This is a genomic window from Streptomyces vulcanius (genome assembly GCF_042653945.1).
GTDB lineage: Bacteria > Actinomycetota > Actinomycetes > Streptomycetales > Streptomycetaceae > Streptomyces > Streptomyces mangrovi.
The window spans coordinates 55,081-76,775 of record NZ_JBHSFK010000037.1 but is presented as its reverse complement, the minus strand read 5'-3'; the positions used below and the strand labels follow the sequence as shown (position 1 = coordinate 76,775).

The 21,695-nt window shown below is 72.0% G+C and carries 22 protein-coding genes; 7 read left to right on the top strand and 15 right to left on the bottom strand.

Annotation, left to right across the window (positions count from 1 at the left end):
- Positions 1 to 14 precede the first annotated feature (14 nt).
- Positions 15 to 1,373, bottom strand: a complete 1,359-nt coding sequence (locus ACFPIH_RS41205; RefSeq protein WP_381177698.1) for a glutamine synthetase family protein — start codon at positions 1,371 to 1,373, stop codon at positions 15 to 17.
- 106 nt (positions 1,374 to 1,479) lie between these two features.
- Between ACFPIH_RS41205 and ACFPIH_RS41200 the strand changes: the two genes are divergently transcribed.
- Both ACFPIH_RS41200 and ACFPIH_RS41195 read left to right on the top strand, forming a co-directional pair.
- Positions 1,480 to 2,214 carry a FadR/GntR family transcriptional regulator gene (locus tag ACFPIH_RS41200; RefSeq protein ID WP_381177701.1) on the top strand — a complete coding sequence of 245 codons (735 nt, stop codon included), beginning with the start codon at positions 1,480 to 1,482 and terminating at the stop codon, positions 2,212 to 2,214.
- Between the two features lie 55 nt (positions 2,215 to 2,269).
- Entirely contained in the window at positions 2,270 to 3,043 is a 774-nt protein-coding gene (locus ACFPIH_RS41195; RefSeq protein ID WP_381177704.1) for a gamma-glutamyl-gamma-aminobutyrate hydrolase family protein, read from the top strand.
- Here the strand turns inward: ACFPIH_RS41195 and ACFPIH_RS41190 are convergent.
- Together ACFPIH_RS41190 and ACFPIH_RS41185 are read right to left on the bottom strand one after the other, a co-directional pair.
- Positions 3,006 to 3,986 (bottom strand): aminoglycoside phosphotransferase family protein, encoded by a 981-nt coding sequence (locus tag ACFPIH_RS41190; RefSeq protein ID WP_381177899.1) that lies wholly within the window; start codon positions 3,984 to 3,986, stop codon positions 3,006 to 3,008. The genes ACFPIH_RS41195 and ACFPIH_RS41190 overlap by 38 nt on opposite strands.
- 128 nt (positions 3,987 to 4,114) lie before the next feature.
- The gene (locus tag ACFPIH_RS41185) at positions 4,115 to 5,050 is read right to left on the bottom strand and encodes a LysR family transcriptional regulator (RefSeq protein WP_381177707.1); all 936 of its coding nucleotides are present in this window, start codon (positions 5,048 to 5,050) and stop codon (positions 4,115 to 4,117) included.
- 71 nt (positions 5,051 to 5,121) lie between these two features.
- On the opposite strand from ACFPIH_RS41185, the gene ACFPIH_RS41180 reads away from it, so the two are divergent.
- Positions 5,122 to 6,237, top strand: coding sequence for a TDT family transporter (locus ACFPIH_RS41180; protein ID WP_381177709.1), 1,116 nt, complete (start codon positions 5,122 to 5,124; stop codon positions 6,235 to 6,237).
- Here the strand turns inward: ACFPIH_RS41180 and ACFPIH_RS41175 are convergent.
- Together ACFPIH_RS41175 and ACFPIH_RS41170 are read right to left on the bottom strand one after the other, a co-directional pair.
- Positions 6,149 to 6,868, bottom strand: a complete 720-nt coding sequence (locus ACFPIH_RS41175; protein ID WP_381177712.1) for a helical backbone metal receptor — start codon at positions 6,866 to 6,868, stop codon at positions 6,149 to 6,151. The two genes, ACFPIH_RS41180 and ACFPIH_RS41175, sit on opposite strands and share 89 nt — an antisense overlap.
- A complete protein-coding gene (locus ACFPIH_RS41170; RefSeq protein ID WP_381177715.1) occupies positions 6,868 to 7,452 on the bottom strand; it encodes a helix-turn-helix domain-containing protein in 585 nt (194 codons plus the stop codon). The genes ACFPIH_RS41175 and ACFPIH_RS41170 overlap by 1 nt, the downstream gene beginning before the upstream one ends.
- Positions 7,453 to 7,856: 404 nt before the next feature.
- Here ACFPIH_RS41170 and ACFPIH_RS41165 point away from each other — a divergent pair, with 404 nt between their 5' ends.
- Positions 7,857 to 8,786, top strand: a complete 930-nt coding sequence (locus ACFPIH_RS41165) for a 5'-3' exonuclease (RefSeq protein ID WP_381177902.1) — start codon at positions 7,857 to 7,859, stop codon at positions 8,784 to 8,786.
- A gap of 150 nt (positions 8,787 to 8,936) precedes the next feature.
- Complete coding sequence (locus ACFPIH_RS41160; protein WP_381177718.1) at positions 8,937 to 9,788, top strand: siderophore-interacting protein; 852 nt, start codon at positions 8,937 to 8,939, stop codon at positions 9,786 to 9,788.
- Between the two features lie 224 nt (positions 9,789 to 10,012).
- On the opposite strand, the gene ACFPIH_RS41155 is transcribed toward ACFPIH_RS41160, so the two are convergent.
- The 3 genes from ACFPIH_RS41155 to ACFPIH_RS41145 all read right to left on the bottom strand — a co-directional run bounded on the left by ACFPIH_RS41155 (position 10,013) and on the right by ACFPIH_RS41145 (position 12,595).
- A complete protein-coding gene (locus ACFPIH_RS41155) occupies positions 10,013 to 10,789 on the bottom strand; it encodes an ABC transporter permease (RefSeq protein WP_381177721.1) in 777 nt (258 codons plus the stop codon).
- Complete coding sequence (locus tag ACFPIH_RS41150; protein WP_381177724.1) at positions 10,786 to 11,799, bottom strand: ATP-binding cassette domain-containing protein; 1,014 nt, start codon at positions 11,797 to 11,799, stop codon at positions 10,786 to 10,788. The genes ACFPIH_RS41155 and ACFPIH_RS41150 overlap by 4 nt, the downstream gene beginning before the upstream one ends.
- Before the next feature lie 169 nt (positions 11,800 to 11,968).
- Complete coding sequence (locus ACFPIH_RS41145) at positions 11,969 to 12,595, bottom strand: PadR family transcriptional regulator (RefSeq protein WP_381177727.1); 627 nt, start codon at positions 12,593 to 12,595, stop codon at positions 11,969 to 11,971.
- Positions 12,596 to 12,810: 215 nt separating this feature from the next.
- Between ACFPIH_RS41145 and ACFPIH_RS41140 the strand changes: the two genes are divergently transcribed.
- Complete coding sequence (locus ACFPIH_RS41140) at positions 12,811 to 14,355, top strand: amino acid permease (protein WP_381177730.1); 1,545 nt, start codon at positions 12,811 to 12,813, stop codon at positions 14,353 to 14,355.
- A gap of 10 nt (positions 14,356 to 14,365) precedes the next feature.
- Here ACFPIH_RS41140 and ACFPIH_RS41135 read toward each other — a convergent pair whose 3' ends face one another.
- Entirely contained in the window at positions 14,366 to 14,947 is a 582-nt protein-coding gene (locus ACFPIH_RS41135; protein ID WP_381177733.1) for a GNAT family N-acetyltransferase, read from the bottom strand.
- Positions 14,948 to 15,014: 67 nt separating this feature from the next.
- On the opposite strand from ACFPIH_RS41135, the gene ACFPIH_RS41130 reads away from it, so the two are divergent.
- Positions 15,015 to 15,962 (top strand): RluA family pseudouridine synthase, encoded by a 948-nt coding sequence (locus tag ACFPIH_RS41130; RefSeq protein ID WP_381177735.1) that lies wholly within the window; start codon positions 15,015 to 15,017, stop codon positions 15,960 to 15,962.
- Positions 15,963 to 15,968: 6 nt separating this feature from the next.
- Here ACFPIH_RS41130 and ACFPIH_RS41125 read toward each other — a convergent pair whose 3' ends face one another.
- The 6 genes from ACFPIH_RS41125 to ACFPIH_RS41100 form a co-directional block, all read right to left on the bottom strand.
- Positions 15,969 to 17,426 (bottom strand): cytochrome P450, encoded by a 1,458-nt coding sequence (locus ACFPIH_RS41125; protein ID WP_381177739.1) that lies wholly within the window; start codon positions 17,424 to 17,426, stop codon positions 15,969 to 15,971.
- A 38-nt stretch (positions 17,427 to 17,464) separates the two neighbouring features.
- Entirely contained in the window at positions 17,465 to 18,115 is a 651-nt protein-coding gene (locus ACFPIH_RS41120) for a GTP-binding protein (RefSeq protein WP_381177742.1), read from the bottom strand.
- Positions 18,096 to 18,548, bottom strand: coding sequence for a DUF742 domain-containing protein (locus tag ACFPIH_RS41115; protein WP_381177745.1), 453 nt, complete (start codon positions 18,546 to 18,548; stop codon positions 18,096 to 18,098). The genes ACFPIH_RS41120 and ACFPIH_RS41115 overlap by 20 nt, the downstream gene beginning before the upstream one ends.
- Positions 18,545 to 18,952, bottom strand: coding sequence for a roadblock/LC7 domain-containing protein (locus tag ACFPIH_RS41110; RefSeq protein ID WP_381177747.1), 408 nt, complete (start codon positions 18,950 to 18,952; stop codon positions 18,545 to 18,547). The genes ACFPIH_RS41115 and ACFPIH_RS41110 overlap by 4 nt, the downstream gene beginning before the upstream one ends.
- Positions 18,949 to 20,541 carry an ATP-binding protein gene (locus tag ACFPIH_RS41105; protein ID WP_381177750.1) on the bottom strand — a complete coding sequence of 531 codons (1,593 nt, stop codon included), beginning with the start codon at positions 20,539 to 20,541 and terminating at the stop codon, positions 18,949 to 18,951. Before ACFPIH_RS41105 ends, ACFPIH_RS41110 begins: the two co-directional genes overlap by 4 nt.
- 326 nt (positions 20,542 to 20,867) lie before the next feature.
- The gene (locus ACFPIH_RS41100) at positions 20,868 to 21,506 is read right to left on the bottom strand and encodes a TetR/AcrR family transcriptional regulator (RefSeq protein ID WP_381177753.1); all 639 of its coding nucleotides are present in this window, start codon (positions 21,504 to 21,506) and stop codon (positions 20,868 to 20,870) included.
- Between the last annotated feature and the right edge of the window lie 189 nt (positions 21,507 to 21,695).

Genomic DNA, 21,695 nt, shown 5'->3' with positions numbered 1-21,695 from the left:
CTCAGGCAGGTGCATCACAGGCGCTCGAAGGAGCGGCGCAGTTCCCAGTCGGTGACCGCCGCGTCGAAGGCCTCCAGCTCGACGCGGGCCATGTTGCGGTAGTGCGCGACGACCTCCTCGCCGAAGGCGGCCAGTGCGATCGGGCTGTTCTCCCACAGCTCGGCGGCCTCGCGGAGCGTGGTGGGGACATGCGCGTAGTCGGCGGCGTAGGCGTTCCCGGGGCAGGCCTCGGGCAGCTCCAGCTTCTGCTCGATGCCGTACAGCCCGGCCGCGACCAGCCCGGCGACGGCGAGGTGCGGGTTGACGTCACCGCCGGGCAGCCGGTTCTCGAAGCGCAGCGAGCGGCCGTGTCCCACGACCCGCAGCGCGCAGGTGCGGTTGTCGTGCCCCCAGGCGACGGCCGTCGGGGCGAAGGAGCCCGGCTGGAACCGCTTGTAGGAGTTGATGTTGGGGGCGTAGAGCAGGGAGAAGTCGCGCAGCGCGGCGAGCTGTCCGGCGAGGAAGTACCGCATGACGTCGGACATCCCGTCGGGCCCGGCCATCGCGTTGTCGCCGGCGGCGTCCGCGAGCGAGAGGTGGATGTGGCAGGAGTTGCCCTCGCGCTCGTTGTACTTGGCCATGAAGGTGAGGGAGACGCCCTCCTGGGCGGCGATCTCCTTGGCGCCGGTCTTGTAGATCGCGTGCTGGTCGCAGGTGACGAGGGCGTCGTCGTAGCGGAAGGCGATCTCGTGCTGGCCGGGGTTGCACTCGCCCTTGGCGGACTCGACGGTGAGGCCGGCGCCGGCCATCTCGTTGCGGATCCGGCGCAGCAGCGGCTCGATCCGCCCGGTTCCGAGGACGGAGTAGTCGATGTTGTACTGGTTGGCCGGGGTCAGCCCCTTGTAGTTCGCGTCCCAGGCCTGCTCGTAGGTGTCCTTGAAGACGATGAACTCCAGCTCGGTCCCGACCTGCGCGGTGAAGCCGTGCCCGGCGAGGCGCTCCAGCTGGCGGCGGAGGATCTGGCGGGGCGCGGCGACCACCGGGGAGCCGTCGTTCCAGGCGAGGTCGGCGATGAGCATCGCCGTACCTGCGTTCCAGGGGACGCGGCGCAGGGTGGACAGGTCGGGGTGCATGGCGAAGTCGCCGTAGCCCCGGTCCCAGGAGGACATCGCGTACCCGTCGACGGTGTTCATCTCGGTGTCGACGGCGAGGAGGTAGTTGCATCCCTCGGTGCCGTGCTGGAGGACCTCGTCGAGGAAGAACCGGGCGGCGAACCGCTTGCCTTGCAGACGCCCTTGCATGTCGGGGAAGGCCAGGACGACAGTGTCGATCTCACCGCTCGCGACGAGGGCGTGCAGTTCCTCGACGGCGAGCGGGGGTGTGCGGTCTGCCACGGTGGGGCTCCTTCGGCTTCTTCGCGCTGCCGCTGCGCTTCTGCGGCCGGGCCGGGAGCCATAAGGTATTGCGGAGAACCATTGCTTGGGAAGGGGGCGCGGCCAGATGTCGGTGGACGCTGACGGCGGACCGGACGACCGGCTGACACCGGTGCTGCGGCCGGTGCGGGCCGGGAACGGCTTCGAGGAGGCGCTGGAGCAGATCCTGCAGGTCGTCCGGCTGGGTCTGGTCCCGGGGGGCGAACGGCTGCCTGCCGAGCGGGAGTTGGCGGAACGGCTCGGGATCAGCCGGGTGACGCTGCGCGAGGTGCTGAAGGTACTCCAGGACCAGGGGCTCGTGGAGTCCCGGCGGGGGCGCTACGGCGGAACGTTCGTCCTGCCGCGCACGGACGCCGGCGGCGAGGACGAACTGCGCCGCCGGGTCGCGGAGATCGACATCGAGGACGTACTGCGCTTCCGGGAGGTGCTGGAGGTGGGGGCGGCGGGCCTGTGTGCCGCGCACGGCCTCACGGACGCGCAGGCGGACCGGCTGCGCGAGGCCCTCGCCCGCACCCAGGACGCACCGCTGACCGACTACCGCCGCCTGGACACCCTGCTCCACCTAACGCTCGCCGAACTGTGCGGTTCGCCGTCCCTCACCGGGCAGTACGCGGCGGTCCGCGCGACGGTGAACGACCTGCTGGACTGCATCCCCCTCCTCGTGCGCAACCTGGAGCACTCGCAGCGGCAGCACACCGCGCTGGTGGAGGCGGTGCTGGACGGGGACGCGGACGGCGCGCGGGAGATGATGCGGGAGCACTGCGCGGGGACGGCGGCACTACTCAGGGGCTTCCTGACATGAAATGGTATGCGTACAGTCCTTTGAAGTGGCAGTCCCTGAGTTGGCGGGAGGGTGCATGACGGACGGCGGACGGCCGCTGATCGGCGTCAGTACGTATCTGGAGGCCGGCGCGCGCTGGGGTGTGTGGGAGCTGGAGGCCGCGCTGCTGCCGGCCGGGTACCCGCGCCTGGTGCAGCGGGCGGGCGGCCTGGCCGCGATGCTCCCGCCGGACGCTCCCGAGCACGCGGCGGCGACGGTCGCCCGGCTCGACGGCCTGGTCGTGGCCGGCGGTCCGGACGTCGAGCCGGTCCGCTACGGCGCCGAGCGCGACCCCCGCACGGGCCCGCCGGCCCGGGCACGGGACGCCTGGGAACTCGCCCTCGTCGAGGCCGCCCTCGCGGCCGGGCTCCCGCTGCTGGGCATCTGCCGGGGCATGCAGCTGCTGAACGTGGCCCTCGGCGGCACGCTGACCCAGCACATCGACGGACACGCGGCAGTGCCCGGCGTCTTCGGCCGGCACCCGGTCAAGCCGGTGCCCGGCACGCGCTACGCCGAGGCGGTGCCCGAGGAGGCGTCGGTACCGACCTTCCACCACCAGGCGGTGGACCGCCTCGGTAGGGGGCTCGTCGTGTCCGCCCACGCGGCGGACGGCACGGTCGAGGCGGTGGAGCTGCCGGACGACGCCGGATGGGTCCTCGGCGTCCAGTGGCACCCGGAGATGGCCGAGGATCTGCGGGTGATGCGGGCGTTGGTCACGGCAGCGTCCGCCGCGTCCGCCGCGTCTGTCGTGTCCGCCGCGCCTGCCGCTCCCGTCACTCCCGTCGTTCCCGTCGTTCCGATCGCTCCCTGAGCCAGGCGAGAGCCGCCTCGCCCTGAGCCTGCTGGAAGGCGCGCAGGGTGGGCAGGCCGGGCGGGGCCGGGCGCAGGGCGTGCTCGACGAAGTAGCCGGCCAGTGCGGCGAGCGCGGCGGTGACACCGTCGGGGTCCGCGTTCCGGCCCACGGGGTGCGCGGTGAACAGCTCCTCCGGGTCCGGTCCGCCCTGGGCCCGCACGCAGGGCAGCATGACCAGCAGGTCGAACCACGGGACGGCGCGCACGGCGTGCGGCCAGTCGACGAAGACGACGCGGTCGTCGTCGGTGAGCAGCATGTTGTCGGCGCGCAGATCGCCGTGGGCGAGGGTGTCCCCGGCGATGGCGTCCGCCCAGCCCGCGGCCAGGTCGGCGAGTTCGGGGAGACGGGCGCGGGTCCAGGGGTCGAGGAGGGCGCGCTCGCGGTGCCGCTCCGGTGCCCGCAGGCGCTCCCAGCCGGCGAAGCTGTCGGCGAGCGCTTCGGCCGCGGGCGGCGCCGGGACCCCGGCCGGGGCGGGGGTGAGGACGCGGGCCAGCTCGTCGACCGCGTCGAGCACCCGCCGCAACTCCGGTTCCCGCCAGGGGACATGGGGCTGACGGCCGGGTACCTCCTCGAAGACCAGGGCCACCCAGGTGCCGTCGTCGTAGGTACCGAGGAGGCGGGGCGCGGGGGTGCCGGGCGGGAGCGCGTCGGCGTTGCGGGCTTCTTGGCGGTGCAGGGCCGGGCTGTCCGGGTTGGTGTCGGCGCTGACCGCCTTGACGAAGGCGCGCTGTCCGGCGGCCGTGCGCAGACGGGCGGCCACGCCCGGGGAGAAACCGCCGGGCTGGGTGGCGGCGTGCGCGACGGGCCCGCCGAGGAGATCGGCGACGGCGGCACGGACGGGTGCGGGCAGGGCTTCCCAGGGGGTACGGGTGCCTTCGGCGGGCGGGGCGGAGGTGACCATGGGGTCGATGGTGCGGGCCAGTGGCGACACCGCGCCACGCTTTAATCCTCAAACGCTCTTCGACTTACCGAGTCTGGTGGTGGGTGGGCACAGGCCGGGGGTCCAGGGGGCGGAGCCCTCTGGGACGGTCACCCCCGGGTCAGGGACAGCAGGTCACGGGCCGGCCCCGTGGGGCGGTGCCCCGTCGGCCACACGGCACGGAGATCGCGGGCGAGCGAAACCCCCTCCACCGGCACCCGCACCAGCCGCCGCAGCGCCAGCTCGTCACCCACCGCCAGTTCGCTCAGCACCGCCGGCCCCGCTCCCCCCACCGCCGCCGCCTTCACCGCCGTGGTCGAGGACAGCTCGATCAGCGGCCGGGCGAGACCCCCCAGCGCGGTGTCCAGCACCTGCCTCGTCCCCGAGCCCTTCTCCCGGAGGATCAGCGGCGTCAAGGCCAACTCGGCGGCGGCCAACGGACGTCGGCGACGGGCCCAGGGATGCACGGGCGCGGCCACCACGATCAGCTGGTCGTGGGCGATCACCACGGAGTCAAGACCGGGCGGCACGGTCAACCCCTCCACGAAGCCCAGGTCCGCCTCCCCGGACAGCAACCGCTCCGCCACCACCGTGGAGTTCCCCGCGTGCAGCGACACCGCCGTGTCCGGCCGCTGGGCGCGCAGCGCGAGCAGCCAGCCGGGCAGCAGATACTCCGCGATGGTCATGCTCGCGGCCACCCGCAGCCGCGAGTCCCGCCGGTCCCGCAGCGCCTGCGCACCCGCGTCGAACGCCTCCGCCGCCTCCACGATCCGCCGCGCCCAGTCCGTCACCAGCGCCCCGGCGTCCGTGAGCCGGGAGCCGCGCGGCGAACGGTCCACCAGAGCCACGCCCAACTGACGTTCCATGGACCGCACCCGGCTGCTCGCGGCGGGCTGTGTGATGCCGAGCTCGCGCGCCGCCGCGCCCAGGCTGCCCAGCCGGGCCACGGCCAGCAGCAGCTCCAGCGCGCCGAGATCCGGGACGCGATGCGCGAGGGACCGCGCGACCCCGGTCTGTTCCTCCGCACCAGCGGTACCCCTGCTCATAAGGCCAGCTTATGCCCTCATACAGACATCCTCCCTGGTCGCGATCCCCCGCCCCCGCGACCGTGGAGGTCATGGACACCGTCCGCCATCTCGGCCCCAACTGGTACGCCACCGTCATGGGCACGGCGATGGTCGCCTCGGCCGGAGCCTCCCTTCCGCTCCCCCCGCCCCCAACGGTCCGCGCCGCCGTCTGGGCCCTCTCCCTCGCCCTCCTGGCAGCCCTCCTCGTCGCCCGTGCCCTGCACTGGCGCCACCACCGCGACCAGGCCCGCGCACACCTCCTCGACCCGGCCGTGGCCCCGTTCTACGGCTGCCTGGCGATGGCGCTGCTCGCGGTCGGCGGCGCCGCCCACACCGCCGGGCGGTACTGGATCGGCGTGCCGGCCGCGGTCGTCCTCGACGCCGTGCTGTTCGGTGCCGGTACGGTCGTGGCGCTGGCGGCGGCCGTCGTCGTGCCGTACCTCATGGCCGTACGGCACAAGGTCGGGGCGGGCCAGGCGACGCCCGTGTGGCTGCTGCCGCTGGTCGCGCCCATGGTGTCGGCCGCGCTCGGGCCGTCGCTCGTGCCGCATCTGCCGCCGGGGCAGCCGAGGGAGACCCTGCTCCTTGCGTGCTTCGCGCTGTTCGGGCTGAGCCTGCTCGGCACCGCGCTGATGCTGCCGCCGGTGTTCGGACGGTTGCTCAGCGGCGGGCCGCTGCCCCTCGCGCTCACCCCCTCCCTCTTCCTCGTCCTGGGGCCGCTGGGGCAGTCCACCACCGCCGTCGGGAGGTTCGCGGACGTCGCGCCCGGCGTGCTGACCGGCCCGGAGAGCCGCGCGCTCGCCGTGTTCGCCGTGCTGTACGGCGTGCCGGTGCTGGGTTTCGCACTGCTGTGGCTGTGCCTGGCCGTGGCCCAGACGGTGCGCGCCCGGCGCCTCGGGATGGGCTTCTCGATGACCTGGTGGGCCTTCACCTTTCCGGTCGGCACCTGTGTGACCGGTGCGGCGTCCCTGGCCCGGCACACCGGGCTGGTCGCCTACGGCGTGCTCGCGACCGGGCTGTACGTCGTCCTCGTCGGCGCCTGGGTCGTCGTAGCCGTGCACACCTTTCGCGGGCTGGTCAGCGGCGGGCTGCTCGCAGCGCCTCGGCCAGCGCCCGCGGAGCTTCGGCGAGCGAGGGTCCGTACCACGTCAGGTGCCGTCCGCTGACGAACGCGCAGGGCAGGCCGGGGAAGGCCTCCGGGCCGTCGTCGGGGGTGAAGAGGTAGGGCTCGTCCGGCAGTACGACGAGGTCGGGGGCGGCGGCCCGCAGGTCGTCGACCGGAATCCGCGGGTAGCGCTCGGGGTGTTTCGCGTACAGGTGGTCGACGCCGAGGCGGGCCAGGACGTCCCCGGCGAAGGTGTCCCGGCCCAGCACCATCCAGGGGCGGCGCCAGATCGGTACGACGGCGGTGGCGCGGGGCTCCAGCGGGCGCTGCTCCGCCCAGCGGGCCTCGGCCTCGTCCAGCCAGCGCGGGCGGGACCGCGCGCCGCACGCCGCCAGCACCCGGGCCAGCTCGCGAAAGGCCGCCGGAAGGTCGCGCACCTCCGTGACCAGCACCTCGACGCCGGCCGTCCGCAGTGCGGTCAGGTCCGGTTCGCGGTTCTCCTCCTCGTTGGCGATCACCAGATCGGGTGCGAGGCCGACGATCCGTTCGACGTCCGGGTTCTTGGTGCCGCCGATCCGGGTGACGTCGAGGTCGCCCGGGTGGCTGCACCAGTCGGTGGCACCGACGAGCGCACCGGGCGCCGACAGAGCCACGGCTTCCGTCAGCGACGGCACCAGGGAGACCACCCGCACTAGCGCTTCCCGTCCCCCCGGACCGCCTCGATGTGTTCCGCCACGGCGACGACGACCACCCGGGTGTCCGGCACGGTCGCGCGCCAGCGGTGGCGGACACCGCCGGTGAGGTACAGGGTGTCGCCGCGGCCGAGGCGGTAGGCGCGGCCCTCGGCCTCGATCTCCACGGCGCCGTCGGCCACGTACATCAGCTGGTCGTTGCGGTACTGGATCTCACGGCCCGCCTCGTGGTCGCCGGTGAACTCCGTGGCGTGCATCTGGTGGTGACCGCGCACCAGGGAACGGGAGCGCGGCCCGGGCGCGGAGGCGTCGGGGAGCTCGGCGCGTACGACGTCCACGCTGCACGCCGGGTCGGCGGCGGCGAGGAGTTCGACGGCGGTGGTGCGCAGGGCGTCCGCGAGCTTCTCCAGGGAGGTGGTGCTGGGGCGGGCGCGGTCGTTCTCGATCTGGCTCAGGAACGGGACCGACAGTCCGCTGCGCGCGGCCACGACGGCGAGGGTGAGGTCCAGGGACCGGCGTCGACGCCGGACGGCCGCGCCCACCCGCAGCGGCTGCTCCTTGTGGTCGTCTTTGTGGTCGCCCATCGCTCCGGCTCCCTCCTTCTCCTTCGCTCGTCGGTACCGGTGTCCGGATATCCGGACGCCTTCTCCTGAGGAGTTCTCTGCACCCTACGCATGTTCCGCAAACCGTTTCATGTGCCCGTCACATCGAGGACACATGGCGTGACCTACGACCTCACAGTTCACGCCAGCCGATCGGGCCGGCCGAGTGTCGGGGTGCGTGATCGCTCTCCGCCTTTTCGGTTCAATGCGCGAACGCGCGTGAGTGTTCCCGGTGGTCCCCGGCTTCGCAAGTGCCCGGGCTCGGGCTCGGGCATAGCTCTGCGTGGTTGGCCTGATCCTTGCCGTGGCGACGGACCGCGTGTGACGGCGTAACGCGTGTCACCTGAGTGAATACCCGCCGGTCACTTGGGCACCCGTGCGGCATGATGCGAGGCGTGACCGGACAACTGATGCTTCTCGACACCGCCTCGCTCTATTTCCGCGCCTATTTCGGGGTGCCGGATTCCGTGAAGGCCCCGGACGGGACGCCGGTGAACGCCGTGCGCGGGCTGCTGGACTTCATCGACCGCCTGGTGAAGGACCACCGGCCCGACGAGCTGGTCGCCTGTATGGACGCCGACTGGCGCCCGCAGTGGCGGGTCGATCTCATCCCCTCCTACAAGGCGCACCGGGTCGCCGAGGAGCGCGAGGCCGGTCCGGACGAGGAGGAGGTGCCGGACACGCTCTCCCCTCAGGTGCCGGTCATCGAGGCCGTGCTGGACGCGCTGGGCATCGCGCGCGTGGGCGTCGCCGGCTACGAGGCGGACGACGTCATCGGCACGTTCACCGCGCGGGCGAAGGGCCCGGTGGACATCGTCACCGGCGACCGCGACCTCTACCAGCTGGTGGACGACGCGCGTGGGGTGCGGGTGCTGTACCCGCTCAAGGGGGTCGGCACGCTGCAGCTGACCGACGAGACGTGGCTGCGCGAGAAGTACGGCGTGGACGGGCGCGGGTACGTCGACCTGGCGCTGCTGCGCGGCGACCCGAGCGACGGCCTGCCGGGGGTCGCGGGCATCGGGGAGAAGACGGCGGCCAAGCTGCTGGCCGAGTTCGGCGACCTGGCCGGGATCATGGCGGCGGTGGACGACCCGAGGGCGAAGCTCACCCCGTCGCAGCGCAAGCGGCTCGACGAGGCCCGGCCCTACGTCGCCGTCGCGCCGAAGGTCGTCCGGGTCGCCGATGACGTGCCGCTGCCGGATGTGAACACTTCTTTGCCCCACGCGCCGCACGACGGGGCGACACTGGAGGGACTGGCGGAGCGCTGGGGGCTCGGCGGATCGTTGCAGCGGCTGCTGAACACACTGAGTGCGTAAGCAATGTTCTCGCGTATGGGGAATGACATTCGCCGTGACTGAAAGCCATTCTCACCAAGAGAAGTGAATCAACTTCTCTTCAGGGGGCGCATCACCGGGGGAGGGATGCTAACTTAGGTTAACCTAACCATATCAGCATGGGAGGCCGTTATGGCAGAACGTCCGGCACGAAAGCCGCGGAAACCCCACTCCGCGCAGGTCGTCCGCACCGAACGGCTCACCCCGCACATGCAGCGCGTGGTGCTCGGCGGCGAGGGACTGGCCGAGTTCGCCGCGGGCGCGTGCACCGACCACTACGTCAAACTGCTCTTCGGCCCCGAGGGTGTGACCTACCCGGAGCCCTTCGACATGGAGCAGATCCGGGCGGATTTCCCGCGTGAGCAGTGGCCCGTGACCCGGACGTACACCGTGCGCTACTGGAACCCCGAACACCGCGAGCTGACCCTCGACTTCGTGATCCACGGCGACGAGGGCCTGGCCGGGCCGTGGGCCGTGCGCGTGCAGCCGGGCGAGACCGTCCGTTTCATGGGCCCCGGCGGCGCCTACGCCCCCGACCCGGAGGCCGACTGGCATCTGCTCGCCGGTGACGAGAGCGCCCTGCCCGCCATCGCGACCGCTCTGGAGTCGCTGCCCTCGGGGGCCGTGGCCCACGCCTTCATCGAGGTCTCCGGACCCGAGGAGGAGCAGAAGATCGACTCCGACGTGGAGGTCACCTGGCTGCACCGCGGCGACCGGCCCGTCGGCGAGCGGCTCGTCGAGGCGGTCCGCACACTGGCCTTCCCCGAGGGCCGCGTCCACGCGTTCGTGCACGGCGAGGCCGCGGCCGTGAAGGAACTGCGCCGGCTGCTGCGGGTCGACCTGCAGATCCCGCGCGACGACCTGTCCATCTCCGGCTACTGGCGGCTCGGCCACAACGAGGACGGCTGGCAGGCCTCGAAGCGGGAGTGGAACGCACGCGTGGAACAGGAACAGGAGCAGGAGGGCACGGCACCGGCCGCCTGACGCTCGGCTCGAAGCACGGCACGCCCCAGCACGGCCACCGGCGCCCGCCGGGCCCGCCACCACACCGAACCGCAGGTCCGCGGCGGGGTTCGCGCCCGCCCGGCCGAGTCGCGCAGTGGCACGGCCCCGCGCCCCTTCAGGGCGCGGCAGAGGCGCGGTCCTGTGGCGTGTGGCGCGGCAGCGGCCCGGCCTCGCGGCGCGGGCCGCCGGCAGAAGCCGTGGCGCTACACCGACCGCTGGTACGACCTGAACGTCCGGATCGACAGCCACACCGAGGCCGTGGCGAGCGCGAGCAGCCAGCCGCAGCGCAGCAGCACCGCACCCCAGTCGGGGTCGGCGGTCAGCGCCGAACGGCCCGCCGCCATCGCCCAGTTCAGCGGGTTGAAGTCGGCTATGTGCCGCATCCACGACGGCATCTGGGCCGGTGCCATGAAGGCGGAGGACAGAAACGTCAGCGGCAGCAGCAGGAACGTGTTGATGCCGATGATCGACTCCCGCTCCCGCACCAGCATGCCGAGGGCGTTGGACAGCGCCCCGAACACCGTGCCCAGCAGCACCGACGCGACGACGAGGACCGCGGCACCGGTGACCCCGCCCGGATAGTCCGCGCCGCCCAGCAGGCCGAGCAGCACGATGACCGTCGACTGCAGGGCGGTGACGATGCCGTTGTGCACCACGTTGCCGTTCATCAGCGCGGCCCGGCTGGCCGGGGTCGTCAGGAAGCGGTCCAGGGTGCCGCGCTGGATCTCCTCCAACGTGCCCATGCCCGCCCACATGTTGGCGCTCAGCGCGCTCATCACGACCACGCCCGGCACCAGGTAGCCGAGATACGACGTCGTGCCGAAGCCGCCCAGCTCGACGACGTTCTTGAACAGACCGCCGAAGAGGAACAGCCAGATGACCGGCTGGACCAGGGTGATGACCGCGAAGGCGGGCTGGCGGGCGAAGACCATCAGCTGGCGCTGTGTCATGTACCAGGTCTGGGTGACGGCGGTGCTCATCGCGCACCTCCCGCGAGGACGAGGGAGTCCGTGCCGGTGTCGGCCTCCGCGTACCTGCGGCCCGCGTACCGGAGATAGACATCGTCCAGGGACGGGCGGGCGACGGTCGCGGTGGCGACCCCGACGCCGGCCCGCTCCAGCGCGCCGAGCAGCGCGGGTACGGCGGCGGCTCCGTCGTCGGCGCGGACGCTGACCCGGCGCCCGTCGCACAGCACCTCGTGCACGCCCGGCAGTCCGCCGAGGGTGTCGCGCAGCAGGGTGCGCCCCGCTTCGCCGAGTGCCATGCGCAGTTCCACGTGCACGGCGTCGCCGCGGAGTTCGCCCTTGAGGGAGCCGGGGGTGCCGGTGACGACGGCCCGGCCGCGGTCGACGATGGCGACGCGCTCCGCCAGCCGGTCGGCCTCCTCCAGGTAGTGCGTGGTGAGCAGGATGGTCAGGCCCTCCTCGCCGGCCAGCCGGCCGATCTCGTCCCACATCGCGGCACGGGCCTCGGGGTCCAGGCCGGTGGTCGGTTCGTCGAGGAAGAGCACCTCGGGACGGTGCACCAGGCCGAGGGCGACGTCGAGCCGGCGCCGCATACCCCCGGAGTAGCCCTTGACCGGGCGGCGGGCGGCCTGCGTGAGGGTGAAGCGCTCCAGCAACTCGTCGACCCTGCGGTCCAGTTCGGCGCCCTTCATGCCGTACAGCCGGCCCTGGAGGCGGAGGTTCTCGCGGCCGGTGGCGACCGGGTCGACGCCGGAGTTCTGGGCGACCACGCCGATCGCGCGCCGCACCCGGTCCGGGTGGCGCAGCACGTCGTGCCCGGCGACGGTGGCCGTGCCGGAGTCCGGGCGGGCCAGCGTGGTGAGGATCTTGACGGTGGTGGACTTGCCGGCGCCGTTGGGGCCGAGCAGCCCGAAGACGGTGCCGGTCTCGACCGTGACGTCCATGCCGTTGAGGGCGGTGACGTCACCGGGGTAGGTCTTGACGAGTTGCCGCGCCTCGACGGCGGGCGCGCGCGTTGCGCTCATGACGGGACTCTCCTGGGATGCGTGACTGATGATCCGCTGATCCACGTGAAGAGCGCCGGGCTATCCTGGGTGTGCCGCACCTCGATCGCCCGGAACTGCCTCACGGCGGGTTCGGTTCGGGGTTCGTGACCCCGGCGTGGCTGCTGGAACAGCCCTGCCGGGGTCTTTCTCATGAGCTGGACTCGGCCGGCATCTCCCCCGTCTCGTGGAAGCGCTGCCACTGTTCGACGCCGGGCAGCGAGCCCTCCTTGAGTTCCTCTATGAAGCCGGCGACCCATTCCGCCTGCGCCTCGACCATGTGGAGCTGGTACTCGACCTCGACGAGGAACAGCCTCGGCAGCGTCTTGCAGAGCTTCTCGAGCGCGCCCCGGCCACTGGCCACCTGCACTTCGAGTGAGCTCAGCCGGGTCTGCAGCAGTCTCACCACGTCGTCGGGCGGCAGCGCGGCCATCAGCGAGAGCGCCGTCTCGAAGATCGGGTACTCCTTCGCCGGGATGGCGATCAGGTCGGACAGCCACTCGGCCATCTCCTCGCGCCCGGCCCCGGTGAGCCCGTAGACCGTGCGCTCGGGGCGGTTGCCCTGGCGCTCCACACCGGTCACCTCGACGAATCCGTACTTCTCGAGGTTCTGCACGACGGTGTAGAGCGAGCCGTAGTTGGTCTTCGTGCTGGTGTCCTTGCCCTGGCTGCGCAGGGTCTGGGCGATCTCGTACGGATGCATCGGTTTCTGCAGGAGCGTGGTCAGCACGGCGAGCGCCAACGGGTTGCTGAGCTTGCGACGCTTCCTCGTCGTCATGGTCACCGCCACCTCCCATCCGAATATCCGTAGCCGAACATATCGCGAGTCGAATCCGAGGTCAATACACGCGACATATCGCGATCGAGTGAATCCGATGCGGACGTGAGGACTTGGGCCCGCCCCGGACACGGCTGCGTGACGCGTACGAAACAGCGCATCCCTAATTTCTGTCGCCCGACAGGAATTATTTCGCGCCCAAGGCAGGTGCCGCCGTGACGACGACCTCTCCCCCCGATGTACGTCCCGACCCGCCGCACTCCCCCGCGTCCGACGACGGCTCCCTCGCCGAGTTCGGCTACCCCCAGGAGCTGCACCGCAGCCTGGGCCGGTACGCGTCGTTCGCCGCCGGGTTCTCCTTCATCTCGGTCCTGACGACCGTCTTCCAGTTCTTCGCCTTCGGGTACGCGTTCGGCGGCCCCGTCTTCTTCTGGGCCTGGCCGGTGGTGCTCATCGGGCAGCTGCTGGTGGCCGCCTGCTTCGCCGAGCTGGCCGCGCGCTATCCGATCTCGGGCGCGATCTACCAGTGGTCGTCACGCCTTTCGACCCCGGGCTTCGGCTGGTTCGCCGGCTGGATCATGGTGATCGGGCAGATCGTGGTCGTCGCGGCGGCGGCCCTCGCCCTCCAGATGGTGCTCCCCGCGATCTGGTCGGGCTTCCAGCTGATCGGCACCGACCCGGCGCCCACCTCACCGGACGGCGCGGCCAACGCGGCCCTGCTCGGCGTGGTGCTGCTGGTGCTGACCACGCTCGTGAACGTCCTCGACAACCGGGTGATGTCCGTGATCAACCGGGTCGGGGTGACCGCCGAGATCATCGGCGCGGTACTCATCGTGGTCCTGCTGCTCACCCACTCCGAGCGCACCCCGGGCATCACCTTCCACACCGAAGGGGCCGCGCAGAACGGCCTGTTCGGAGCGCTGCTCGTCGGCTCCTTCACCGCCGCGTACGTGATGATCGGCTTCGACAGCGCGGGCGAGATGAGCGAGGAGACCCGTGACCCCCGCCGTACGGCGCCCCGTACGATCCTCACCGCGCTCGGCGCGGCGGGTCTCCTCGGCGGCCTGATCGTCCTGGGCGGACTGCTCGCCGCGCCCAGCCTCACCGACGGACACCTCGGCGTCGACGGACTCTCCTACGTCCTCACCAGCAGCCTCGGCGACGGCGTCGGCAAGGCGCTCCTCGCGGACGTGGTGGTCGCCATCGCGGTGGCCACGCTCGCCATCCAGACGGCGGCCTGCCGGATGCTGTTCTCCATGGCCCGCGACGGACAGCTGCCCTTCTCTGCCCGCCTCGCGCGCGTGAACCCCCGCACCGGCATGCCGAGCGCCCCCGCCCTGGTCGTCGGCGTCCTCGCCGGTGCCCTCCTGTTGCTCAACTTCGCCTCGCCGGACGCCTTCCTGGCCATCGGCACCACCTGCATCGTGATGCTGTACCTGGCGTACGCGATGGTCACCGGACCGCTGCTGGTCCGCCGGCTGCGCGGCGGGTTCTCCTCGGCCGGCACCGACGAGACCGGCGCCCCGCTGTTCTCCCTGGGCCGTTGGGGCATCCCCGTCAACGCCCTCGCCCTGCTCTACGGCCTCCTGATGACCGTCAACCTGGCCTGGCCCCGGGCAGCGGTGTACGACCCGGCGGGCGGGCACTGGTACTTCCAGTGGTTCACCGTGCTGTTCCTGGCCGTGACGGTAGCGGCGGGCGTGGCCTTCCGGGCGTACCGCGGGCGGGCGGCGGCCGTACCGGAGACGGCGGCCGCGTAGCCGTCGCGGCTCAGTCGCCCTGTACGCGCGCGTGGAGGTGCATGTCGTGCCAGCCGTCCTGGTGGAGTGCGGCGCTGCGCTTGGTGCCCTCCAGGGTGAAGCCGGCCTTGGCGGCGACGCGGCAGGAGGCCTCGTTGGCGGTGGCGTGGATCAGCTCCAGGCGGTGGAAGCCGATCTCGTCGAAGGCCCAGCCGGTGAGCGCGGTCGTGGCCCGGGAGGCGACTCCCCGGCCACGGGCCGCCCCGGTCGTCCAGTACGCGACCTCCGCCGTGCCCTCGCTCAGCAGGACGCAGCGCAGCGCCATCCGCCCCAGCAGCAGGCCGGAGTCCTCGTCGACGACGGCCCACTGGGCGTTCCTCTCCGTGTCCCAGCACCGCTGCCACTCCGCTATCCAGCCGGCGACCTCCTCCTCGGAGTCGGCGGCCCTGATGTGCCACTGGTGCATCAGCGGGTCCTGGAAGGCGGCGTACACGGCGGGGACGTCCGCCGACCGCCACGGGCGCAGCAGGAGCCCGTCGCCGGTCGGGAGGACGGGTTGCGCGGTCCCGGAGAAGGTTCCGGCAGGCAGGACGTGGGCTGCGGTGTCGGGCATGCGCCTCATCCTGCCAACGGGCCCAGGACCGGCCAACGGGATTTCCGCCGCCGTAGTCTTGGGGGCGATGAGACGCCGTACCCCTCCCCCGCCCTCCCCCCTCCCGCAGCGCGACGGGATCGACCCGGTGCGGGTGCGGCTGCCGGGCGAGGGGGACTGGGCCACCGTGCGGGAGTATCTGGTGGAGCGGCTCAGCGGGGCCGGCGCCGGAGTCGTGGAGGGGATGCTCGCGGCCGGGCTCGTCGTCGGTGCCGACGGACGGGCCGTGGCGCCGGACGCGCGGTACGTGCCGGGGATGTTCGTGTGGTTCCACCGGGAGCTGCCCGCTGAGGTTCCGGTGCCGTTCCCGCTGGAGGTCGTGCACCGCGACGAGCACATCGTCGTCGTCGACAAGCCGCACTTCCTGGCCACCACCCCGCGCGGCAGCCATGTCACCGAGACCGCGCTGGCCCGGCTGCGCCGGGAGCTGGACCTCCCGGCGCTCGGCGCCGCGCACCGGCTGGACCGGCTGACGGCCGGGCTCGTGCTGTTCACCGTGCGCCCCGAGGAGCGCGGCGCCTACCAGGGGCTGTTCCGCGACCGCCGGGTGCGCAAGGTGTACGAGGCGGTCGCGCCCTACGATGCCACGCGCGCGTGGCCGGTGACCGCGCGCAGCCGGATCGTGAAGGAGCGCGGGATCCTGGCCGCGTTCGAGGTGCCGGGCGAGCCCAACGCCGTCAGCCGGATCGAGCCCGTCGAGCACCGGACGGACGGGCTCGCCCGGTACCGGCTGGTCCCGGAGACCGGGCAGACCCATCAACTGCGTGTGCACATGAACGCGTTGGGCGTGCCCATCCTCGGCGACCCGCTCTACCCCGAGGTGGCCGCCCCCGTTGCGCCCGACGACTTCCGGCGCCCGCTGCAACTGCTCGCGCGGGAGCTGGAGTTCACCGACCCGGTCACGGGGGCGGAGCACCGGCTGCGCAGCGACCGGGCGTTGGGCGCCTGGGAGTCGTACGGCGACTGGGCCCGGTAGTCCGGCTCAGTACCCCCGCCACCAGGCCAGGAAGCGGCGCCAGGCGTTGGGGCGGCGGGGTGGCTGAACGATGGCGACCGGCTCGGGAGCGGGCGCGGGGGCCGTCGGCTGCGGGTCGGGAAGTGAGGGGCGGGGGGCGCGTTGGGGTGGGACCGAGGCGTGGCTGGGCCGGAGGGTGACGTCCTGCTGGGGCTTCGGCTCGAAGTGCACCGGCAGGGCCACCAGGTGCCGGGAGGCGATGGACGTCGTCCAGCGCAGCTCGTCCTCGTCGCAGGCGAGCTGGACGTCCGACAGCCGGGTCAGCAGCGCGTCCACGCCGACGTCGGCGATGGCGCGGCCGATGTCCTGGCCGGGACATTCGTGCGGTCCGCCGCCGAAGGCGAGGTGGGAGCGGTTGCCCCGCATATGGGCGGCGAGGTCGGGCCGCACCCGGGGGTCGACGTTGCCGGGGGCGGGCGCGAAGAGCAGGCCGTCGCCCTTGCGGATGCGCTGGCCGCCCAGCTCGGTGTCCTGCGTGGCGAAGTAGCCGAGGATCGTGCTGAACGGCGGTTCGTCCCACAGGGACTGCTCGACCGCCTCCGGCACCGTCATCTCGCCGCCGTTGAGCCGGGCGAGGAAGCGCGGGTCGGTGAGGACCATGCGCAGCGCGTTGGACAGCAGGTTGACGGTGGCCTCGTAGGCGGCGAAGAGCACCAGGCGCAGATGCTCGCGGACCTCGTCGTCGGTGAGGCCGGCGGGGTGGGCGATGAGGTGGCTGGTGAAGTCGTCGGCGGGCTCGGCGCGGCGGCGCGTGGTGAGCCGGCTGAGGGCGCCGACGACGTACTCGTGGCTGGCGAGGGCGGTCTCGCTGCCCTTGAGCGCGTCGCGGGCGGCGGCCACCATCCGGTCGTTGTACTCGTCGGGCATGCCGAGGAGCTGGCACATCACCGCCATGGGCAGGTGCTCGGCGAACTGGCCGACCAGCTCCGCGCGGCCGGCCTCGCAGAAGCGGTTGACCAGCACCTGCGTGGCCCGGTAGATGTACCGGCGCACGCTGCGGTCGTCGATGGTCGTCATGGCCGAGGTGACCGCGCCCCGCAGCCGTTTGTGCTCGTCGCCTTCCGCGTGGGAGCAGATGGGCTGCCAGGCGATGTGCGGCATCAGCGGGTGGTCGGGCTTGATCATGCCCTCCCGCAGCGGGGTCCAGACCCGGCTGTCCCGGGTGAACTGCGAGGACGTGCGCACCATGTGCAGGTTCTCGGCGTGGCCGAGGACCACCCACATCGGCACGTCCTCGTGCAGCAGGACCGGTGCCACGGGGCCGTGCTGCTCGCGGAGCTGCTCGTACAGCTCGCTCAGGTCCTCCGCGCCGGGTCCGTAGAGTCTCGTCAGTCCGCCGGGGCCGCGGCCGTGCGCGGGGCAGCCGGGGGGCGGGTCGAGGGCGAGGTCGTGCGGTCCGGCCGTGGTGGGGTGTTCAGGCGTCACAGGTTTCGCTCCGAAACTGTGGTCGATCCGGTGGGGGTTCAGGAGATGCGGGGGTGCGGGGGGTGCGGTCGGGCGAGGGTGCCGTTCAGCGCCAGGGAGTGCAGGAACTGCATGAGGGTCATCAGGACGTCCCGGCTGGAGGCCCGGCGGCGCGCGTCGCACTCGACGATCGGTACGTCGGGGTGCAGGTCGAGGGCGGCGCGCAGGTCGTCGAGGGGGTAACGGGGCCCGTCGGGGAAGGTGTTGACGGCGACCACGAACGGCACGCCGCCCTCCTCCAGCCGGCCCATGACCTCGAAGCTGACCTCGAGCCGGCGGGTGTCGACCAGGACGACGGCGCCCAGCGCGCCCTCGAACAGGCCGTTCCACAGGAACCAGAAGCGTTCCTGGCCGGGCGTGCCGAAGAGGTAGAGCACCACCTTGTCCGTGATGCGGATACGGCCGAAGTCCATGGCCACGGTGGTGGCCGTCTTGGTGTCGGAGCCGTAGTCGTCGTCGACGCCGATGCCGGCCTGGGTCATGGTCTCCTCGGTGGTCAGCGGTTTGATCTCGCTGACGGCACCGACCATGGTGGTCTTGCCGACGCCGAAGCCACCCACGATGACGATCTTCGCCGCGGCCGTCGTGGTGTGCGGCAAGTGATCCTCGACCCGTGGGCCGGGGAGCAGCTCAGAGCCTTTGAAGTCCATGCATCACCGCTTCGAGGAGGGAACGGTCGGGGAGCTTCTGCCGGACGATCGGGGCGCGCGCCTGTACGAGTTCGGCCGCCAGCATCTCGGTGAGCAGCACCGACACCACGCTGAACGGCAGGCCGAGATAGGCCGACACCTCGGCCACGGACAGCGGAGCGGCGCACATGCGCAGCACCGAGATCTGTTCCGGGGTGGCCGAGGAGGGCGCTTCGGCACGCGCCACGACTAACGTCACCAGGTCGAGGGGGGCCCGTTCCCCGTCGGGGCCCGTGATGATGTAGAGCCGTTCGGGTTTCTTCGGCCCGTCCCCTTCCTGTGCGTCCTGTCCGTCCAGTCCGTCCTGGCCGCCCTCCTGCTCCTGCGGGGGCGGCGGCGGTGGGGGCGGCGGGTCGGGCAGGGGGTGGCGCCGTCGGCGTTGCGGAGGCGTCATACGGTCTGCCCGTTGCGGCGGGGCGGGCTGGTCAGATGGGCGCCGATCCGCACGACCAGGTCACGCATCGAGGCGCTCATCCGGCCGGGCTCGCAGCACACGTCGGAGAGGACGGCGAGGTAGGCGTTGGCACCGGCGGACATCATGTAGAAGTAGCCGCCCTCCATCTCGATCATGATGAGGTTCATCTCGCCCTGGACGCTGTCCATCTCGTCGGCGACGGCGCCGGCCAGGCTCTGCAGTCCGGCGCAGGCCGCGGCGACCCGGTCCGCGGCGTCGGGGTCACCGGCGTAGCGGGCGATGCGCAGCCCGTCGGCCGAGAGCACGACGATCATCTCGATGCCCGGCACGCCGTCGTAGAGCTCCTTGAGCACCCAGTCGAAGTTCTGGCGCTGCTGGATCACGTGAGGTCTCCTTCGTCGTCGGGCGCGGAGTCGGGCGCGGACTTGGCCTTGTCCTCGATCAGATGCAGGTACGCGGTGGGATTGCGGGTGAAGTCGGTCGGGTGGACACCCGGGGGCGCCTGCTTCTTGAGGCCCTCCCAGAAGGCCTCGAAGGCCACTCCGGGCTCCCGCTTCTTCTTCGCGGGCGCGGCCTCGGGCCGTGGCTGTGCGAACGGGTCGGGGTTGGGCCTGCCCTCGCGCTCGGCCTTCTCGGCCGCCGCCTGCGCGGCGTACGCCTCCTTGTAGCGCTGGGTGATCGTGATCGTCTGCTTGCTGCGGCGCTGCGGGAGGCCCTTCTCGGTCCACTCGGTGACGATGGGCACGTCGTCCTCGAGGGAGACGTTGGCCGGGATCTTCGGATTGGTGGGCCGGCGCTTCTTGGGCCGGCGCTTGGGGCCCTCGAGCGCGTTCAGGTCGATCTGGTTGGAGGTGGCGCCGATGCCGTGGGCGTAGCCGGGTGCGGGGTCGGTGGTCAGCATCTCGCTGGGGATGATGAGGACGGCGCGGACGCCGCCGTACGCCGAAGTGCGCAGCGACACCTGGAGGTTGAACGAGGTGCACAGCCGGCCGACGACCGCGAGGCCGAGGCGCGGGGCGCCGCCGAGGTCGTGCATGGTGACGCCGCGTTTGGCCTCGTCGAGCATCTTCTCGGTCTTGGCGCGGGTCTCCTCGCTGAGGCTGACGCCCGCGTCCTCGATCTCGACGGCGATGCCGGTCTGCACCTCGACCGCGTTGACGTGCACCTTGGTCTGCGGGGGCGAGAACCGGGTGGCGTTGTCGAGGAGTTCGGCGAGCGCGTGGATGAGCGGCTCGACGGAGATGCCGCGGATGTTGACCTTGGCGATGGAGTCCAGCTGGATGCGGTGGTACTCCAGGATCCGGGACATGCCGCCGCGCAGCACGCTGTACAGCGGGATGGGCGAGGGCCAGCTGCGGCCCGGGCGGCCGCCGCCGAGCACGCCGATGGTGTCGGCGAGACGGCCGATCAGCGAGGTGCCGTGGTCGACGCGGAGCAGGTCGTCGAAGACCTCGGGGTTGCGCCCGTGGTCCTCCTCCATCTCCCGCAGTTCGGCGGACTGTTGGTGGACGATCGCCTGGACCCGGCGGGCGACGCTGACGAAGGCGCGCTCGGCGGAGTCGCGCAGGGCGTGCTCGTAGTCGACGATGTCCAGGATCTTCATGACGACCTTGCGCTGCGCGTCGTCGAGTTCCCGGAAGGCCGGATCGTCTTCACCCATGTGGAGCATCACCTCCCTGGGGGAACTGCCGCCACGGAGCCACTCCACCGCCAGGGGCACGTAGTCCTCGGCGAGGCGGTGGTTCTCGTCCTGGTGGGCGGCCACGCGCCGTTCCAGGTACGCGACGCGCTGGTCCTTCGCCCTGCACAGCTCGTGCAGCCGGCGGGCGCGGCGCAGTGCTCCGGCCCCGGCCCCGGTCACCAGAACGGTGGCGACCGCCCCGCAGACGCCGACGGCGAGCCGGGCCGGCGCCGTCACCAGGGCGACGGCGGCTCCGGTCACCGCGGCCGTCAGTATCGCCGGCAGCAGCATCAGACGCAGGAAGGAAAGTTCTCGGCGACCGGGTGGGGACTGAACACTCACCATGTGGGCACCCTCTGTAGGGATGTGTCGGCATCTTCGGAACAATTGGGAACAGGCGCACGAATTCATCTCAACTCGGTGCGTCGCGGGCGAGCTTAGTCCGACCGGATCATCGCCGTGTCATATTCGGCAACCCCATGAAACCGACCGCATGCGTGGAGTAACCTCAACCCCATTTACACACAGGGGAATCACTCGAACACAAGGAGTAACTTCGTTCGGGTGTACGGAAGTCCTTCACCGGCACGGGTGAGTCGGCCGCTCCCGGGCGGCGTTCAGGCCGCCGCGGCCCCCACGATGCGCAGCGCCGCGTCCGCGGTGGCGCGGGCGAACTCGGCGACGGACCGCTCGGGATCCGAGCGGTGGACGAGGATGACGCCCTCGATGAGCCCGAAGACCAGATCGGTGCGCAGATCCAGCTCGCTCTTGACCAGCGCGCCGCCCGCCGCCGTCGCGGCGATCAACTGCCGGTAGGCGTCCTTGAGTTCGGCGCGCACGGCATGAAAGCCCGCGAACCGCTCGGTGCGCACCTCGGGCAGCAGGTAGAGCCCGCCGAGGTTGTGCGGCCCGCCGCAGAGCAGTTCCACGTCGGTGCGGCACAGCTCCGCCAGCCGCTCCTCGGACGCCCGCACGTCGTCGGCGAGCAGCTCACGGGCGCAGGCCAGCGACGGCGTCACGGTGGACTCCAGCAGGTCGGCGAGGAGTTCCTCCTTGCCGGAGACGTAGTGGTACATGGACGCCTGCCGCATCCCGGCCCGCTCGGCGACGGCCCGGGTGGTGGTGGCCGCGTAACCGCGGGTGGTGAACAACTCCGCGGCGGCGGCAAGCAGTTCGGCACGCGGCGCGAGGCCGCTGTCCGGCCGCTGCGCGGCCCGCGGCCTGCCGACCCGCCGCCCGCCACCACTGCTCTCCATGCGTTCGATCCTCGCACACGACCACCCTCGCCGATCTCCCGCCGGCCTCCCGCCGGCCCCCGGCCGGTCTCCGCGCAGCCCCCGAGCGCCGTCCGGACGGCATGCGGGCACCGTCCGGACGGCATGCGGGCGGCATCCGGCGATGCCGTGAGGCACCCCCAGGTGGGCTTCGTGAGGGCTCGGTAACCG

What these genes read in the sequence shown, in the direction of transcription:
- ACFPIH_RS41200 (WP_381177701.1), top strand. Translation starts at nt 1,480, where the DNA reads ATGTCGGTGGACGCTGACGGCGGACCGGACGACCGGCTGACACCGGTG.
- ACFPIH_RS41195 (WP_381177704.1), top strand. Translation starts at nt 2,270, where the DNA reads ATGACGGACGGCGGACGGCCGCTGATCGGCGTCAGTACGTATCTGGAG.
- ACFPIH_RS41190 (WP_381177899.1), bottom strand. Translation starts at nt 3,986, where the DNA reads ATGGTCACCTCCGCCCCGCCCGCCGAAGGCACCCGTACCCCCTGGGAA.
- ACFPIH_RS41185 (WP_381177707.1), bottom strand. Translation starts at nt 5,050, where the DNA reads ATGAGCAGGGGTACCGCTGGTGCGGAGGAACAGACCGGGGTCGCGCGG.
- ACFPIH_RS41180 (WP_381177709.1), top strand. Translation starts at nt 5,122, where the DNA reads ATGGACACCGTCCGCCATCTCGGCCCCAACTGGTACGCCACCGTCATG.
- ACFPIH_RS41170 (WP_381177715.1), bottom strand. Translation starts at nt 7,452, where the DNA reads ATGGGCGACCACAAAGACGACCACAAGGAGCAGCCGCTGCGGGTGGGC.
- ACFPIH_RS41165 (WP_381177902.1), top strand. Translation starts at nt 7,857, where the DNA reads ATGCGAGGCGTGACCGGACAACTGATGCTTCTCGACACCGCCTCGCTC.
- ACFPIH_RS41160 (WP_381177718.1), top strand. Translation starts at nt 8,937, where the DNA reads ATGGCAGAACGTCCGGCACGAAAGCCGCGGAAACCCCACTCCGCGCAG.
- ACFPIH_RS41155 (WP_381177721.1), bottom strand. Translation starts at nt 10,789, where the DNA reads ATGAGCACCGCCGTCACCCAGACCTGGTACATGACACAGCGCCAGCTG.
- ACFPIH_RS41150 (WP_381177724.1), bottom strand. Translation starts at nt 11,799, where the DNA reads ATGAGCGCAACGCGCGCGCCCGCCGTCGAGGCGCGGCAACTCGTCAAG.
- ACFPIH_RS41145 (WP_381177727.1), bottom strand. Translation starts at nt 12,595, where the DNA reads ATGACGACGAGGAAGCGTCGCAAGCTCAGCAACCCGTTGGCGCTCGCC.
- ACFPIH_RS41135 (WP_381177733.1), bottom strand. Translation starts at nt 14,947, where the DNA reads ATGCCCGACACCGCAGCCCACGTCCTGCCTGCCGGAACCTTCTCCGGG.
- ACFPIH_RS41130 (WP_381177735.1), top strand. Translation starts at nt 15,015, where the DNA reads ATGAGACGCCGTACCCCTCCCCCGCCCTCCCCCCTCCCGCAGCGCGAC.
- ACFPIH_RS41120 (WP_381177742.1), bottom strand. Translation starts at nt 18,115, where the DNA reads ATGGACTTCAAAGGCTCTGAGCTGCTCCCCGGCCCACGGGTCGAGGAT.
- ACFPIH_RS41115 (WP_381177745.1), bottom strand. Translation starts at nt 18,548, where the DNA reads ATGACGCCTCCGCAACGCCGACGGCGCCACCCCCTGCCCGACCCGCCG.
- ACFPIH_RS41105 (WP_381177750.1), bottom strand. Translation starts at nt 20,541, where the DNA reads ATGCTGCTGCCGGCGATACTGACGGCCGCGGTGACCGGAGCCGCCGTC.
- ACFPIH_RS41100 (WP_381177753.1), bottom strand. Translation starts at nt 21,506, where the DNA reads ATGGAGAGCAGTGGTGGCGGGCGGCGGGTCGGCAGGCCGCGGGCCGCG.